Source organism: Asticcacaulis sp. (assembly GCF_051956075.1).
In the GTDB taxonomy this organism is placed as follows: domain Bacteria; phylum Pseudomonadota; class Alphaproteobacteria; order Caulobacterales; family Caulobacteraceae; genus Asticcacaulis.
This window is the reverse complement of record NZ_JBQCGA010000013.1, coordinates 1-14,626: the sequence shown is the minus strand read 5'-3', so window position 1 is coordinate 14,626 and position 14,626 is coordinate 1. Positions and strand designations below refer to the sequence as shown.

15 protein-coding genes are annotated in these 14,626 nt (G+C 64.0%); 9 read left to right on the top strand and 6 right to left on the bottom strand.

Features of this window, described 5'->3' with window-relative positions; genetic code table 11:
* Nucleotides 1–27: 27 nt before the first annotated feature.
* Nucleotides 28–891, bottom strand: coding sequence for an SPFH domain-containing protein (locus tag ACTHLA_RS03460; RefSeq protein WP_440185507.1), 864 nt, complete (start codon nucleotides 889–891; stop codon nucleotides 28–30).
* Nucleotides 892–1,290: 399 nt separating this feature from the next.
* The gene (locus tag ACTHLA_RS03455) at nucleotides 1,291–4,386 is read right to left on the bottom strand and encodes a tetratricopeptide repeat protein (RefSeq protein WP_440185505.1); all 3,096 of its coding nucleotides are present in this window, start codon (nucleotides 4,384–4,386) and stop codon (nucleotides 1,291–1,293) included.
* A gap of 153 nt (nucleotides 4,387–4,539) precedes the next feature.
* On the opposite strand from ACTHLA_RS03455, the gene ACTHLA_RS03450 reads away from it, so the two are divergent.
* Nucleotides 4,540–5,046 (top strand): hypothetical protein, encoded by a 507-nt coding sequence (locus ACTHLA_RS03450; RefSeq protein ID WP_440185503.1) that lies wholly within the window; start codon nucleotides 4,540–4,542, stop codon nucleotides 5,044–5,046.
* Here ACTHLA_RS03450 and ACTHLA_RS03445 read toward each other — a convergent pair.
* From ACTHLA_RS03445 to ACTHLA_RS03430, 4 genes are read right to left on the bottom strand one after another with little or no spacing between them, the layout of a single operon-like run.
* Nucleotides 5,015–5,857 carry a MotE family protein gene (locus ACTHLA_RS03445; RefSeq protein WP_440185501.1) on the bottom strand — a complete coding sequence of 281 codons (843 nt, stop codon included), beginning with the start codon at nucleotides 5,855–5,857 and terminating at the stop codon, nucleotides 5,015–5,017. The genes ACTHLA_RS03450 and ACTHLA_RS03445 overlap by 32 nt on opposite strands.
* A 6-nt stretch (nucleotides 5,858–5,863) precedes the next feature.
* Nucleotides 5,864–6,499: a DUF6468 domain-containing protein gene (locus ACTHLA_RS03440; RefSeq protein ID WP_440185499.1), complete on the bottom strand. Its 636-nt coding sequence runs from the start codon at nucleotides 6,497–6,499 to the stop codon at nucleotides 5,864–5,866.
* Between the two features lie 20 nt (nucleotides 6,500–6,519).
* Nucleotides 6,520–7,707 (bottom strand): flagellar motor switch protein FliM, encoded by a 1,188-nt coding sequence (gene fliM / locus ACTHLA_RS03435; RefSeq protein WP_440185497.1) that lies wholly within the window; start codon nucleotides 7,705–7,707, stop codon nucleotides 6,520–6,522.
* A complete protein-coding gene (locus ACTHLA_RS03430; RefSeq protein WP_440185495.1) occupies nucleotides 7,707–8,354 on the bottom strand; it encodes a flagellar basal body-associated FliL family protein in 648 nt (215 codons plus the stop codon). Before ACTHLA_RS03430 ends, fliM begins: the two co-directional genes overlap by 1 nt.
* A gap of 285 nt (nucleotides 8,355–8,639) precedes the next feature.
* On the opposite strand from ACTHLA_RS03430, the gene flgF reads away from it, so the two are divergent.
* The 8 genes from flgF to ACTHLA_RS03390 all read left to right on the top strand — a co-directional run bounded on the left by flgF (nucleotide 8,640) and on the right by ACTHLA_RS03390 (nucleotide 14,383).
* Nucleotides 8,640–9,389 (top strand): flagellar basal-body rod protein FlgF, encoded by a 750-nt coding sequence (gene flgF / locus ACTHLA_RS03425; protein WP_440185493.1) that lies wholly within the window; start codon nucleotides 8,640–8,642, stop codon nucleotides 9,387–9,389.
* 12 nt (nucleotides 9,390–9,401) lie between these two features.
* On the top strand, nucleotides 9,402–10,193 hold the full coding sequence (gene flgG, locus ACTHLA_RS03420; protein WP_440185491.1) for a flagellar basal-body rod protein FlgG: 792 nt from the start codon (nucleotides 9,402–9,404) through the stop codon (nucleotides 10,191–10,193).
* 11 nt (nucleotides 10,194–10,204) lie between these two features.
* Nucleotides 10,205–10,804 (top strand): flagellar basal body P-ring formation chaperone FlgA, encoded by a 600-nt coding sequence (gene flgA, locus ACTHLA_RS03415; protein ID WP_440185489.1) that lies wholly within the window; start codon nucleotides 10,205–10,207, stop codon nucleotides 10,802–10,804.
* Between the two features lie 15 nt (nucleotides 10,805–10,819).
* The gene (gene flgH / locus ACTHLA_RS03410; RefSeq protein ID WP_440185487.1) at nucleotides 10,820–11,572 is read left to right on the top strand and encodes a flagellar basal body L-ring protein FlgH; all 753 of its coding nucleotides are present in this window, start codon (nucleotides 10,820–10,822) and stop codon (nucleotides 11,570–11,572) included.
* Between the two features lie 64 nt (nucleotides 11,573–11,636).
* Complete coding sequence (locus ACTHLA_RS03405) at nucleotides 11,637–11,969, top strand: ArsR/SmtB family transcription factor (protein WP_440185485.1); 333 nt, start codon at nucleotides 11,637–11,639, stop codon at nucleotides 11,967–11,969.
* Nucleotides 11,957–12,628 (top strand): MIP/aquaporin family protein, encoded by a 672-nt coding sequence (locus ACTHLA_RS03400; protein WP_440185483.1) that lies wholly within the window; start codon nucleotides 11,957–11,959, stop codon nucleotides 12,626–12,628. The genes ACTHLA_RS03405 and ACTHLA_RS03400 overlap by 13 nt, the downstream gene beginning before the upstream one ends.
* Nucleotides 12,625–13,047, top strand: coding sequence for an arsenate reductase (glutaredoxin) (gene arsC / locus ACTHLA_RS03395; protein WP_440185481.1), 423 nt, complete (start codon nucleotides 12,625–12,627; stop codon nucleotides 13,045–13,047). The genes ACTHLA_RS03400 and arsC overlap by 4 nt, the downstream gene beginning before the upstream one ends.
* 97 nt (nucleotides 13,048–13,144) lie before the next feature.
* The gene (locus ACTHLA_RS03390) at nucleotides 13,145–14,383 is read left to right on the top strand and encodes an O-antigen ligase family protein (protein ID WP_440185479.1); all 1,239 of its coding nucleotides are present in this window, start codon (nucleotides 13,145–13,147) and stop codon (nucleotides 14,381–14,383) included.
* The last annotated feature ends 243 nt before the right edge of the window (nucleotides 14,384–14,626 follow it).

Sequence of the window (14,626 nt, the reverse complement as noted above, 5' to 3'; positions counted from 1 at the left end):
CCCGGCGCGAGTCAGACCCCGCAGCGCCTACTTCACATTGATGAAGGGCACAGCGCCGCCGGTCGTGGTCGGCAGATGGCCGTCCCACTTTTCGATGGCGCGTAGCTGCACCACCTCCGGGTTCGAGGCGATCGACATGGCCAGCAGGCGGTTCGATTCGGCCTGACCGCGCGCCTGTTCGATCTGGGCGTCAGCCTGCGCCTTGGCGACCGCCACCTGCGCCTGAGCGGCGGCGGCGTCCGCGTCGGCCTTGGTCTTGGCCTGGATCGAGTCGAGGATCACCTGCGGGTAGCGGATGGTCCCGATCCAGTCGAGCTGGCTGACCTCGACGCCCTGCGCCGCCCATTTGTGGTTGACGCGGTTGAGCGCCTGCTGGATCACCCGCTGACGGCCGCCCTTGTACAGATATTCGACGCTGACCAGTTCGGTCTCCGCCGCGATGGCCGAGCGCACGTCGTTGCGCAGCGGGCCTTCGAAAATCTGATCGAAGCTCAGGCGATAGCGCTTATAGAGCGCAGGCGCCTTGGACGGGTCGATGCGCATGACCAGTTGCACATCCGCCGTCATCGGCAGGGCGTTGTTGTCCGAGAAGGTGATCTCCTCATTCTCCGGCCCGCGTTCATCGGCTTCGCGGGTATAGGTGTAGGTGCGCTGAATCACCGGGAATTCGACGATGCGCTCGCCCAGCAGATTCAGATGCCAGCCGGACGTCACGGGGGCGGCGTCCACACCGGCATTGGGGCCGAGCGTGCGGATCTTGACCCCGACATTGCCGGGCTGCACCGTCTGACCGCAGGAGACCAGACCGCCGAGCAGCAAAAGCGCGACGGCGCCCGTTGTCAGCAGCAGCATGGTGCGGCCTGATGTGGAAAATTTGGGGGGTGTCATCATGACTTATCTTGCGTATGCGGTCTTATATTACCTATTCAGAACCGCAGATCAGCAACCTTTCCTCTGATTTTTTTGAAGTTGAGAGCATGTCAATGCGCCGCCGCTCCTGTATTGAAGCGGATCTTGACGTCAGATTTTTCGGAATTTGCCTATGGGTGGGTTTATATCCCCCGGCATAAGCCGAATACGGACCAAATCTAAGATTTTGCGATCCGTGACGCCGCGGTCTTTAAACAGCGCGGTTATGGTTTTTCTTGTCTTTAAGCTTTCATAGCCTTTGTTTTCCATTCGCAACGACTTGGAACAGCCTCATCTGCGAACGTCGCTATATTACGCGCTTGCGAAATGGCGGAAAAGCAAAACCGGACAGAGATCACGCCGATGTTACCGCAGCGAAGATTACGCCTTGCCGCCGCCTTTGGCCGCGTCGGCGGTCTGCTCAGCCGGCTTCGCCCCGTTCTGAGAGGTCGCATCGTCACGGGCGCGGAACTTCTTTTTCATATCCGTGACCCAGCCCGCAAAGGCGTCGGTGTCGGCGGCGGCGGTGGCGAAGTCGCGCACGGAAATATCGCCGCCGTCGAGCGGCGCCAGCGCCACGCGCATGGCGTCGGGCGAGGACGCATTCGCCTCGAACTTGCCAAAGCGGTCGGACAGGCGGGTCAGGGCCTTCTGGTCCTTGAGCAGGCTGTAGGCGACGCCGGCGCGGATCACCCGGCTTTCGTCGCCCTGATCGAGCGGCTTGTCCGACTTCCAGCGATCGCCGAGACGGCGCTCCAGCACAGCGGCGGCCCTGGCCCAGTCCTGCTGGCGCCAATAGGCGTCGGCGCGCGCGTCATCGGCGTCAGGCGACGTATCGCCGCCCAGGGCGTCCAGCGCCTTGTCCGGTTCGTTCAGTTCGTTGAGCGCGCGCGCCTCCAGCACCCGCCGTTCGGACAAAACGGCTTTCGGCAACAGGGTGGTGCGCGTATCCCACAAGGCTTGCAGCGCCTTCTGCGGATCGTGATCCATCAGGTAGATGGCGGCCAGGTCGGCGGCCACCGACGACTTGGCCGGGCCCTGCAGGCGATTGTCAATTTGGTACTGCAAAAGGCTGGCGGCCTGATCGAGCAGATCGACATCGACGAGGCGGCGCACAATGCGGCGCACCATTTCGTCGCCGTCGGCGCCGATCGGCGTCAGGTCGCGGAAATCGTTGAACAGACCCAAAGCCTCGACCGGCTGCAGCCCGTCGGCCATGCCGCCAAGGAACAGGCTGCGGAACGCCTGGGTCAGCGTGGTCTGAATCTGCGCCTCGCGCGGATCGTTGAGGAAGGACTGGCCGCCGCTTCTGAGAATGTCGAGCGCTTCGCGGTAACGTCCGGCGTTGAGATAGGTCTGGCCCATATAGCTGATCAGTTGCAGCTCGGTGTCGTCGCCGCGCCAGCGGTAGCGTAGCTGATCGAGCGCCTTCAGGGTCTGGTCGATATTGGCCTTGCCAAGCTGGTTGCGCAGGATGGCGACGTGCATCAGGGCCGGCGTGGCGATGGAATCGTCCGACGCCTTGGCGCAGGCGGTATAGACGGCCAGGGCGCGCGCCTTGTCGCCCGTCGCCTCGATAATCTGCGCGTCAATCAGATAGGCGCCCAGCTTGTCGAGCGGCGTTCCGTCCTGCGAAACCGCGTAGCCAATCATGGCCTGCGCGGTGGTGAGATCCTGGGTCTGCAAAGCGGCGTAGGCGTAGGCGGCGCCGATCTTCATGCGCCACGCCACCGGAAACTGGTCTAGCGCCTTCAAGCCCGCCTTGAAGTCCTTAACCGCGTCGGCATAGTGACCGGCCTTGGCCTCGGCGTAGCCTTCCCACAGACGCGAGGCCGGATCGGAGGCCAAGACCCCTGCGGACAGGTCGCCCATGGCGTCGCCGTAGCGGCCCGACAGCATCTTGGCCGCCACGCGCAGGCCGCGCACCTGCGGATCGTCCAGAGCGTGCGGATTCTGTTTGGCCAGCAGGTCGAGCGCGCCCTGCGCCTCAAAAGCCAGCCCCTGCCCGACCAGAAAGCGCGCCAGCGACAGGCGCGCCTTAGTCGGCCCCGTAGGACCGCCCGCCCCTTCGTCAGCGGCGGCGGCCTGCAAGGCGTTGTAACGCGCTAGAAAGCCCTCGGTTGGGGCGGCGGACCAGTCTGGATTGGGCAGGCTGGGGTAAAGACCGTTCTTATAGTCGAGCCGCGCATCGCTGGTATTGGCGTTGGGGTCGATATTGGACAGGGTCAGCCCGTCGGGGCGCGACACCGAAATCAGGTCGCCATCGACCGCGACCTTGACGTCTGGCGTCATGTGCATGACCACGGCGCCTTGCGCGGTCGAGGCGATGGTGGCCTCCACCAGGGTGCGCGCCGCAGGCAGGTTCTTGATCGGGCCGCGCGCCGGGATCACCGCCATGCGGTCCCCGACGGAAGGGTCGCGAATCCAGGCGACCTTGCTGGCGCCCGCCAGATTGATATTCAGGGCCGGGACGCCGCTGGAATCGTCGCGCACCAGACCGATACGCGCCGCTTTGTTATCGGCAGGCTGGCCGCCGAGCTGCACGCGCCACACCAGACCGTCATTGACTGCCGACAGACTGCCCGCCGTGGGCGCTCTCAACCTGAGCGCCGTAAAGCCGTCATTGCGCGTCCATTGCGCGTCCTGCACGATCAGACCGTCCTTGAGGTCGGGCGGCAGGCGCAGATCGACCTCCTGATCGAAGACGATCCATACCGAATCGCCGCGGCGGAAGACCGCCGCCGCCGCGGGACCGTCGAACGGGAAGGATATCTGCCGACCGCCATTGGCGTCATCGACCTGCACCGCGACGACGGGAACCTTGGCGGCGCGATTGACATGCTCGGCGCCGGACGCAGGCGCGGCGGTCCTGGGCGCCAGCAGATTCTGCAGATTGACGGCCAGCGGCTTGCCGTCCTTACCATTATCGGCGACGGCGTTTTCCTTGTCCTCGGCCTTCGGGTCGATCTGTACGAAAACGGCGCCGTCGGCGCGACCGAAATGGGCGTCATAGCCGGGCTTGACCTTCAGCCACAGCTCATTGGCGCGCGCGTCCGCCTTGACGTCCACTGCGGCGACGCCGAGCGGCGGATTGGAGCGGATATCGCCAAGATCGGGCTTTTGCTGGCCCGGCAGACGAATGACGACCTGATCCTGATCGCGGCGCACCGAGGCGCGCGATCCGATGGCGCCGTAGATTTCAATGCGGCCCGATTGCTGATTGCGCCCGACGCGGATGTCGATGTCGGCGCGCGAGGCGATCTGCGGCAGGGCCATGGAATCGCCCAGCGCCATGTGCGCCATGCCCAGCCCGACCGTGGCCATAACCAGAGCCGTCGTGCGCCACGGGTTTTTCGCCTTCACGACCGGCCTGGGCTGTAGCTGAAATTTGAGGCGCGCAATCTCGTCCTGACGCGCGGCCTTGTCGGCGGCGTCGTCAGGCGCTTCGTCAGGCGAAGGCGTTGGCGCACGAATCATTGCCGCTTAATTTCGCCTGACGGGCGTTTCATCGAAGTTAATAGCCGGTAAGGAATCGCGCCTATCGCGCCTTTATGACGCAGGCGAAACCCCATGCTGCGCCTTTGCGCCGCGCCTGCCACAGTGCGGCGTCCGCGTTGAGGAGACTCCACCATGTCCGATATGGCCGCCGATCCCCTGATCTATACGCGTTACGGCGAAGCGCGCGATCCGGGCGGCTGGCGTCCGGGCGTCTTGAGCCTCAGCCTGGCGGCGGCGTTTGTCACCTGCCTGATCAGCGGCGCGGTGATTGTCTCCCACATCTCGGACCTGCCGAATATCGACACCCTGTTCGAGCCGCAGATCGTGCAGCCCGCGCCCGTCAGGGTCGCTGCCGCCAAGCCTATGGTGGTGCTGGCCAGTGTCGCCGCATCGCCCGCCGATATCGACATCGCGCCAACGCCGCCGGTGTATGTCGAGCCCTACGCGCCCGATTACACTGTGCTGCCGGTGACGCCGACGGCGTATGATGAGGTTTACGACCCTAACGCCCCTGTCGAGACGGCGGCGCCGGTGTTGACGCGCGCCGAAGCTCAGGACGCCTATGGCGAACTCGCCGACGCCCTTGCGGCGTCGAATGCGGGCGCGACTAACTCTTCTTCGGTTGCGCCGCCGTCTTAGCCCCGGCTCCGCCGGACGCCGCGCCGCCTGCCGTCGCCTTATCGAGTTGTTGTTGCAGGCCGTTGGCGCTCTGCATGCGCGTCGCCAGTTTTTCGGTCAGTTCGCGCGCTGAAGCCGGGTCCATGGCGCCGAGAATCGCCGCCAAAGCACGGTCCTTCATCTTGGCGGCGATAGGCAGGCGCACCTCATCTTTCATAGAGGCCATCACCACCGCCGCATCCTTGGGCTTCATCGCCGTATAGACGGCGACAAGGCGGTTGGTGTCGTCGTCCTGCGTCTTATTGGCCTGATCGAGCAAGGCCTGAATCTGCGTCTTGAGGTCGGAAAGCTGCTTGATGCGCGAATCGAGCTTGGAGTCGGCGGCGTCGATCAGGGCCTGACGCGAATTGAGCGACTGTTCGCGCTGATCGAGCTGCTGGCGGCGCTGACCGAGATTTTGCAAAATCTGCAACTCATTGGGCGACATGCCCGCCTGTTTGGCCAGATCGTCGATCGAGGTGGCGCAGATCGGCGCGGTCGGCGCCACCGCCGCCGCGTCGCTGGCCGCCGAATTGGCGTCCGCCGCCATCAGGGCCGGGCTGACCGCATAGCTTTCGGTCGGGTCGTCGCCGCTGTTGGTTTCAACGCCAGCAGCCTTCGCCGCTTTGGGCGCGGGCTTTTTCACCGGCGCCTTTTTCGTCACGTCCGCAGCGAAGGCCTCGGCGGCGTGAAAAGCGTTGGGCGCCAGATCAAGGCTGGTGATCGCCTTCATGGCGACCACACCGCCAATGGCGACAAAGACGAGGGGCAGGAAACGCGGCAAATTCGCCATAGCGGCTTATCTCTTTTCACTTTCGCCGAACAGGTCGTCGTCGAGCGCTGTCGGCATCCGCCGTCTTTGCGCGGACGGATGGCTTAAGGTGCGGATCATCTCGTTGAGATTGGCGACCACCAGTTCGGACATCTGCACCTTGTCGAGCATGTCGCTGTCGTCGGGCCTGGCGACCGGCGGGAGTTGCGAGCGACGCGGCGTCGGCATGACGGGGGCGGCGGGTCTGACCACGTCGCGGCGGAAGGCGCGCGGCGTCTCCGGCTCTGCGGCGGACGCGAGCGTCGGTTGCGGCCTGGGCGGCGCCGCGCGCAACGCGCTGGCGGTTTCCCAATTGGCCAGGCTCTTATCGATATCGCTCCCGGCGCGTTCGGCGCGCGCAATCTGGCTTTCCAGCTTGTTCAGCGCCTCGCGCGCGGCGATGACGCGGCCATGCAGCAGGTCCTGCGTCTCGTCGGCGTCGGCGCGCAGCTCTTTCAGGCTGGCGTGGGCGCGGATCGCCGCGTCATCGAGATCGCGCACGGCCTGAGCGAAGGCCTCCTGACCGGCGCGCAGGGCCTTTAACCGCTTGTCGAGACGCACGCCGAACCCAAGGGCGGCCAGCAGCAGCCCCATCAAGATCAGGTCCATAATGGCGTTGGCCATGTTCACGCGCCGTCAACCCTCTACTTCTTCTGCAACTGGGTCAGCCGCCGCTTGGTCGATGAGGCCAGCGGCGCATCGACCCGGACAGCGATATTGTGACCCTTGCGTCCCATGCGTCCTGTGGTCAGGGGAATCGCCCCGCAACGCAACTGTACCGCAGAATCGCCGGTCGCGTTCAGCACAATCGTTTCGCCAAGCTTGAGATTCAGCACCTGCGACAGCGGCAATTGCTGCTCATCCAGCACGGCGCGCACCTCCATCTGCGTGGTCCAAAGCTCGGTGGCCAGGTGGCTTTCCCAGATATTGTCGCGGCCGAACTTCTCGCCCATGAACTGCTGCAGCAGCATCTTGCGGATCGGCTCCAGCGTGGCGTAGGGCAGCAATAGCTCGATGCGCCCGCCGCGATCCTCCATGTCGATGCGCAGCTTGACGAGAATGGCGGCGTTGGCCGGGCGCGCAATCGCGGCGAAGCGCGGATTGGTCTCCAGCCGGTCGAGGTTGAAATTCACCGCCGTCAGCGGCTCGAAGGCTTGACGCGCATCGTTCAGCACCACCTCGACCATGCGTTGCACCAGCACGCGCTCGATCGTGGTGTAGGGACGGCCTTCGATGCGCAGCGCCGCTGTGCCGCGACGCCCGCCCAGCAGCACATCGACGATCGAATAGATCAGGTTGGAATCGACGGTCAGCAGGCCGTAATTGTCCAGCTCCTCAGCGCGGAATACGGCCAGAATCGCGGGCAGAGGGATCGAATTCAGATAGTCGCCGAAACGGATCGACGAGATGTTGTCCAGCGACACTTCGACGTTATCGGAGGTGAAGTTGCGCAAGCTTGTCGTCATCAGGCGCACCAGCCGGTCGAAGACGATTTCCAGCATCGGCAGGCGTTCATAGGACACCATGGCCGAATTGATGATCGCCCGGATGCCGGAACGCTCATTATAGTCGTCGTCGGACAGGTCGAAGCCGAGCAGGCTGTCGATTTCATCCTGATTGAGGATGCGCTCGGCGCCCGCCGCCATGTTGAAGCGCTCGCCGCCCGCCGCGCCGCCGACCATGGCCTCCCATTCGGCGGCCAGATCGCCGGTGTCGTCGCCGCCTGCGCCGCCGCCGCCCGCCGCAGGCGCGCCTGTCGCGGCCTCCGCCTCCGCAGCCAGCTCCGCCTCCCAGGCGGCCATCATGGCTTCCTGATCGACGTCTCCAGCCATCAGGTCACCACCATTTTTTCAATCAGCACAGCGTTGATCTTCTGCGGCGCCAGCACGAGATTGACGCGACGCAGGATTTCCTGGCGCAGCTCGATATTGCCTTCGGATCCGGCCAGGTCTTCAGGGCGAAGTTCGCGCATGAAGCCCTGCAACAGGTCGTTGATGCGCGGCAGATTGGCGTCCAGCGTGTCCGCAGTGTCCTGATCCGGGCATTCGAAGGTCAACTTGAGCTGCAGATAGGCCGGATTGCCGTTCGGCGACTGGATATTGGCGATGGTGTCGGGCAAGGTGTAGTAGATCGTGCCGTTCGGCCCTTCGGACTGGGTCGGCTGGGTCTTGGGATCAACCTTGGCGTCGCCGCCTTCCTTCTTGGCGCCGTGACCGCCCTTCTTATCGTCCTTTTTTTCAGACTTCTTGCCGTGCGCGTCCTTGGCGGCGTCAGCCGCAGGCGGATGCTTGGGCGCCAGAAACAGAAAATAGGCCGCCGCTCCGCCGCCACCCAGGACCAGCACCGCGACCGCCGCGATGATGACGATCAGCATCGGGAACTTCTTCTTGGGCGTCTCTTCGCCGCCCTCCGCGCCTTCGCCGTCCACGGGGGGCGCTTCGGCGTCCTTCGTTTTTTCCTTCTTGGCCAATGCGCTCACCGCCTGAAAATCGTTCAGGACGGCATCCTGAACCCGAAGCTTAAACAAACCTTAAAACGGCGTTCGCCGTTCCTGACGCCATCATCGCCCAACATGGTTAACGATCCGTTGGGACGTCGTGTTGCGCGCGGCAGTTTTTGCCGCCTTCAGATTTGAGCAGATTCGCAAAGCTCCGCCATCTTTTCCTTAGAGCGCAGGGCTTTGCGTTCATTAACCCTGTCTGGCACGGGCTTTGCATCCTCACAGGCAACATGGTTAACGCCGCAGATCGGAAAGGAGCCCGGCATGGACAATACCAGCTATATCGCCCTGTCGCGCCAGATTACGCTGCAACGCGAGCTGGACATTTCCGCCAACAACCTGGCGAATATGAACACCACCGGCTACAAGTTCGAGGAACTGCTGGTCAGCGCCACGCCCGGCGCGCCCGCCTATGATTCCCCGATCCGCACCCCGGCCAATTTTGCCTATGACAACGGCGTGGGTCGCGACTTTTCGCAAGGCGCGATGAACCAGACCGGCGCGCCGCTCGACCTGGCCATCAATGGCGAAGGCGCTTTTTTTCAGGTCGCGACAGCGTCCGGAAATGTCTATACGCGCAACGGCGCCTTTACGCTCGATGCGTCGGGAACGATCGTCGATCAGAATGGCGACGCCTTGCAGGGCGACGGCGGCCCGATCGTGCTGGACCCCAAATACGGCGAGCCGGTCATCTCCAAGGACGGCATCGTCACCCAGATGGTCAACGGTCAGGCGCAGCGCGTCGGCAAGATCAATCTGATGCGCATCGCCAATATGAGCGATCTGAAAAAGAACGGCGACGGCACCTATTCGCTGACCAGCAACGCCCAGCCGGTGCCCGCGACCGACGCCCAGATCGAACAGGGCTTTGTCGAAGCCTCCAACGTCAATCCGATGAAGGAGGTCACCCACCTGATCCAGATCAACCGCGCCTATCAGAACCTGGCCAATATCATCGAACAGAACGCCTCCCTGTCGCAGTCCGCCATCCAGCGGCTGGGCAAGGTGGCGTAGGAGTAAGCCGTCATGAGAGCCTTGCGCACCGCCACCACCGGCATGGCCGCCCAGCAGATGAATGTCGAGGTCATCTCGAACAACATCGCCAACATGAACACGATCGGCTTCAAGAAACAGCGGGCCGAGTTTCAGGATTTGGTCTATCAGAATGTCGAACGCATGGGCGCCCAGTCCTCCGATTCCGGCACCGTCGTGCCGACCGGCATCCAGATCGGTTCGGGTGTGAAGACCGGCAGCGTCTATCGCATCATGGAGCAGGGCAGCGCCACCCTGACCGGCAACGACTACGATCTCGACATTCAGGGCAAGGGCTATTTTCAGGTGCTGCTGCCGTCCGGCGAGACCGCCTATACGCGCGCCGGCAATTTCTCGGTCGATGATCAGGGCCGCCTGGTCACCCAGGACGGCTATCTGGTCCAGCCGCAGATCTCCATCCCGCAGGGCACGACCAGCGTGACCATCTCCAAGGACGGACAGGTGCAGGTCACGACTCAGGGCAGCACCCAGACCACCAATGTCGGCCAGCTCCAGATCGCGACCTTCGCCAATGAGGCGGGGCTCGACGCGCAAGGCGACAATCTGTTTCTGGAAAGCGCCGCGTCGGGCGCGCCCAATGTCTCTACGCCCGGCGTCGATGGCTCCGGCACTTTGTTGCAGCACTACACAGAATCCTCAAACGTGGACGCCGTGTCGGAAATCACCGCCCTGATCGTGGCGCAGCGCGCCTATGAGATGAACTCCAAGGTGATCACCACCGCCGATTCCATGCTGCAGACCACCAGCCAACTGGCGCGCGGATAAGGCGGATGGCCATGAAATCCACCCTTCTTGCCGCCGCTCTGCTGCTGATCCCCGCCGCCGCCTGCGCGCAGGGAACCGCCGCCTTACGCGCCGTCACGACCGACGCCGACGGGCGCATCACGCTGGGCGACCTGTTCGTCAATGCCGGGGCCGCCGCCAATGTACAGGTCGGCACGCGCTCCGGCCCGTCCGCCGTGCTGGACGCCGCCATCGTGCAGTCGCTGGCGGCGCGCGCCGGACTGTACTGGGATAATCCGCGCGGCCTGCGCCGCATCATTGTCACGCAAGGACCGGACGGCGACGGCTCTGCGCCGCAAAGCGCCAATATCGCCAGTGCGCCGACGCCGATAGGCTGGCCCGCCTACGCCGCCGCTTCAGGCCCGGTCATCGTCAAGCGTGACGACATGGTCGCCGTCACCTGGCGGTCCGGCGGCCTCAGCCTGACGCTCAACGGTCAGGCGCAGAAGGACGCCGCTCTTGGAGAGCAGATCGAGATCATGAACCCGTCCTCCAAACAGATGATCGCCGCCGTCATCACCGGTCCCGGCACAGCCGTCGCCGGTCCCGCCGCCGACCGTTACCGTTCGCAAATGCTGCTGTCCTCGCGTTAAAGAGAAAGCTCCCGCATGTCCCGTATCCTGCCCGCCCGTATCGCGCCCGCCCTGATCCTGGCCGCCGCCTTCGCCGCCGCTTTGGGCGGTTGCGCCTCGGTTCACGAAGCCATTAACGGCCCGGAAATGTCGCCCATGGGGTATCCGGCGGCGCTGGTGCCGCAGCAGCAGGCGATTCTGAACCCGACGCCCACGCCGACCCCCGCCTCGCCAAACTCGCTGTGGCGCGTCGGCGCCCGCGCCTTCTTCAATGACCAGCGCGCCCGCACGGTGGGCGACATTCTGACCGTCCAGGTCACCATCGACGACAGCGCCCAGACCAGCAACACGACCAGCGGTTCACGCAGCAACAGCTACAGCGCCGCAACCCCGACCTTCTTCGGGCTGGAATCGAGCCTTGGGAAAATCCTGCCCAGCGGCTACGACCCAACCAAGGCTCTGGGCAATACCTCATCAGCCACAGATTCCGGCGCCGGCGCCATCAAGCGTTCGGAAAAAATCTCGATCACCATGGCCGCCATCGTGCAGGGCGTGCTGCCCAATGGCAATCTGATCGTGCAGGGCACGCAGGAGGTGCGCACCGACCGCGAGGTGCGCGTCCTGACCGTCTCCGGCATCGCCCGCCCTGAAGACATCACCGCCACCAATACCATCAACTCCTCGCAACTGGCCGAAGCGCGCATCTCCTATGGCGGTCGCGGCGACATGACCAATATGCAGAAGCCGCCCGCCTCGCAGGCGCTGATGGAGAAGTTTTCGCCGTTCTGAGGAGAAGGCCGGACCGCGCGCGTCCGGCTTGACTCACCTCCTGAATATCAATACATCATGATATATGGATAAAGAACGCGCCCTGATCGCCTTTGACGCCCTGAGCCAATCCACCCGGCTCGACGCCCTGCGCCTGCTGGTGCAGGCGGGCGCGGACGGCCTGCCCGCCGGAGAGATCGGCGAGCGGCTCGACGTGCGCCAGAACACCATGTCCGTGCATCTCAAGGCGCTGGCTCAGGCCGGATTGATCAAAGGTCAGCGCGAAGGACGGGTGATCCGCTACGCCGCCGACTACAGCGCGATTCAGGCGCTGGTGCTTTACCTGATGCAGGATTGTTGCGGCGGACACCCGGACCTATGCCAACCGGTCTTCGAGCGGCTATCATGCGCATGCTGATCCGACGCCTTGCAGCGGAAACGGCCGGAACCCTGGTGCTGCTGGCCACAGTGGTCGGCTCCGGCATTATGGCCGAAAGGCTGGCGGGCGGCAATGTCGCCATCGCCCTGCTCGGCAACACCTTGGCGACCGGCGCCATGCTGGTCGTGCTGATCACCATGCTGGCGCCGCTGTCCGGCGCGCATTTCAACCCGGCAGTGAGCCTGCTGTTCGTGATCAAACGGCAATTATCGCCTGTGGAGGGGATCGCCTATGTCGCCGCGCAGGTGATCGGCGCTGTCGTCGGCGTGTGGCTGGCCCACGCCATGTTCGGCGAGGCGATCATACAGGTCTCGCACAAGCTGCGCTCCGGCCCGGCGCAGGCCCTGTCCGAAGGCGTCGCCACCTTCGGCCTGATCCTGACGATTTTCGCCACCCATCAGGCGCGCCGCGACTTCGTCCCGGTTGCGGTCGGCCTCTACATCACCGCCGCCTACTGGTTCACCGCCTCGACCTCGTTCGCCAATCCCGCCGTAACGGTGGCGCGCAGCCTGACCGACACCTTTTCCGGCATCCGTCCCGCCGACGCGCCCATCTTTATCACCGCGCAAATCGTCGGGGCCTTGCTTGCGCTCGTCTTCTGCGACTGGCTGCTCAAACCGCAAGAGGCCGTTATATGACCCCGACCATCTATCACAATCCCGACTGCGGCACCTCGCGCAACGTCCTGGCCGTCATTGAGGCGGCAGGCTATAGGCCGCAGGTCGTCGAATATCTGAAGACCGGCTGGACGCGCGAGCTCTTGCAGGGCCTGCTGGGCGCCGCCGGGCTGACGCCGCGTCAGGCGCTGCGGCAAAGCAAATCCCCCGCCAGAGAGATGGGCCTGTTAGAGGACGGCGTCAGCGACGCCGCCATCTTCGCCGCCATGCTGACGACGCCGATTCTGGTCAACCGCCCCTTCGTCGTCACCGATAAGGGCGTCAAACTGTGCCGCCCCAGCGAGGTCGTTCTCGACCTGCTCGATACATGGCCGCAGGGGCCGTTCTTCAAAGAGGATGGCGGTCTGATGATCGACGCCGACGGCCAGCGCGTCTCTTGACCATATTTTGAGATTTCCCGCGTAAGGTGGCGGTCATCCCAGCCCGCACAGGGCGCCGCCTTCGCCATCCATGCCCGCCGCCACCGCCAGCCCGTCCATGACATCCGAAAGACTGGCCGCATGGATTTTCCGCGCCGAGGTCGGGCTGACCCTGCTGTGCATCCTGTTATTCTCCAATGCGCTGATCGGCCCGTTATTCGCGCCGCAGACCGCCGATCTGGCCGCGGCGGAGGAGAACTCGGCCATTCTGCGGCTGGTCTGGCCGCCGGTCTATGCGATGACCCTGTTGCTGGCGGGCTTTCGCGTCACCGCCTTTCTGCGCGTCATTCCGGCCCTGTTCATGACGGGTCTTCTGGTCGGCCTGTGCTTCGCCTCACACTTCTGGTCGATTGACTCCGCCACCACCATCCGCCGCACCATCGCCGTCGTCATGACGACGATATTCGGTCTCTATCTGGGCGCGCGCTGGAAGGGCCGCGACCTCGTGCAGATTATCGCCCTCGCCTTCGCCCTGCTGACCTTTGGCTCCTATCTGGTCTGCATCTGCGTCCCTTCTCTGGGCGTGCATCACGACATTAACGCCGGGGACTGGAAGGGGTTATGGTACGAAAAGAACCAGATGGCCGCCATCATGACGCTGGGCTTCATCGCGTCGTGCGCCTCGGCCTATATCGCGCCGGAGCGTCGCCGCTACTGGATCGGACTGGCCATCGCCATTTTCGGGCTGGTGGTGATGTCGAAGTCCAAGACCTCGCTGCTCTGTTGCCTGCTGGCGGCGGGCGCCTATCCGGTGCTGCTGGCCCTGCAACGCGGCGGGGTGCTGTCCATCGTTTTCGTCTGGCTGGCGGCGACCGTCGCCCTGATCGGCGGGACGCTGTTCTATGCCGCGCCTGACCTGATCTTCAAGGCGCTGGGCAAGGATCCGACCCTGACGGGCCGCACCGAAATCTGGGCGTCGCTGATGCGCCTGTCTGACAAGCATCCCTGGCTCGGCTATGGCTATAAGGCGTTCTGGACGCCGACCTCAATCCCCGCCGCCGTGGTGCGCAAAGAAACCGGCTGGGACGTGCCGTCGGCGCACAATGGCTGGCTGGACCTGCTGATCCAGATCGGCTGGCTGGGCGTGATCCTGTTCGGCGCCACGCTGGCGGTCGGTTATTTCTGCGCCCTGTTCCGCTTCGCGCGCGTCAAGGACGGCTTCTTTTCCGTGCTGATCCTGCTTCTTTTCACCTTCCTGATCATGTCGGAAAGCTTCATCCTGTCACAGAATTCGCTGATCTGGGCCTTGTTTGTCTGCGCCCTGGCGCGTCTGACCGCCAATGAGGTGGAGGGTTAGGTTTTTAACCACGGAAAGCACGGAAAACACGGAAAAGAATGCATGAGAAACGCATGCATTTGGAGGCGACCCATAGAATCCGGCTTCGCCGAATGTCTGTGTTTTCCGTGCTTGTCTCATGGTTTGTGTGTTCATTTTGGCTAGACATGAACGGTCGTGACCGGGGCAGCCACCCCAGTCACGACGGAAGGATTCGGACCGTTTCGTGTTGGGTTCCAAGAACCGTCGGAAAGTAGGGTCGTT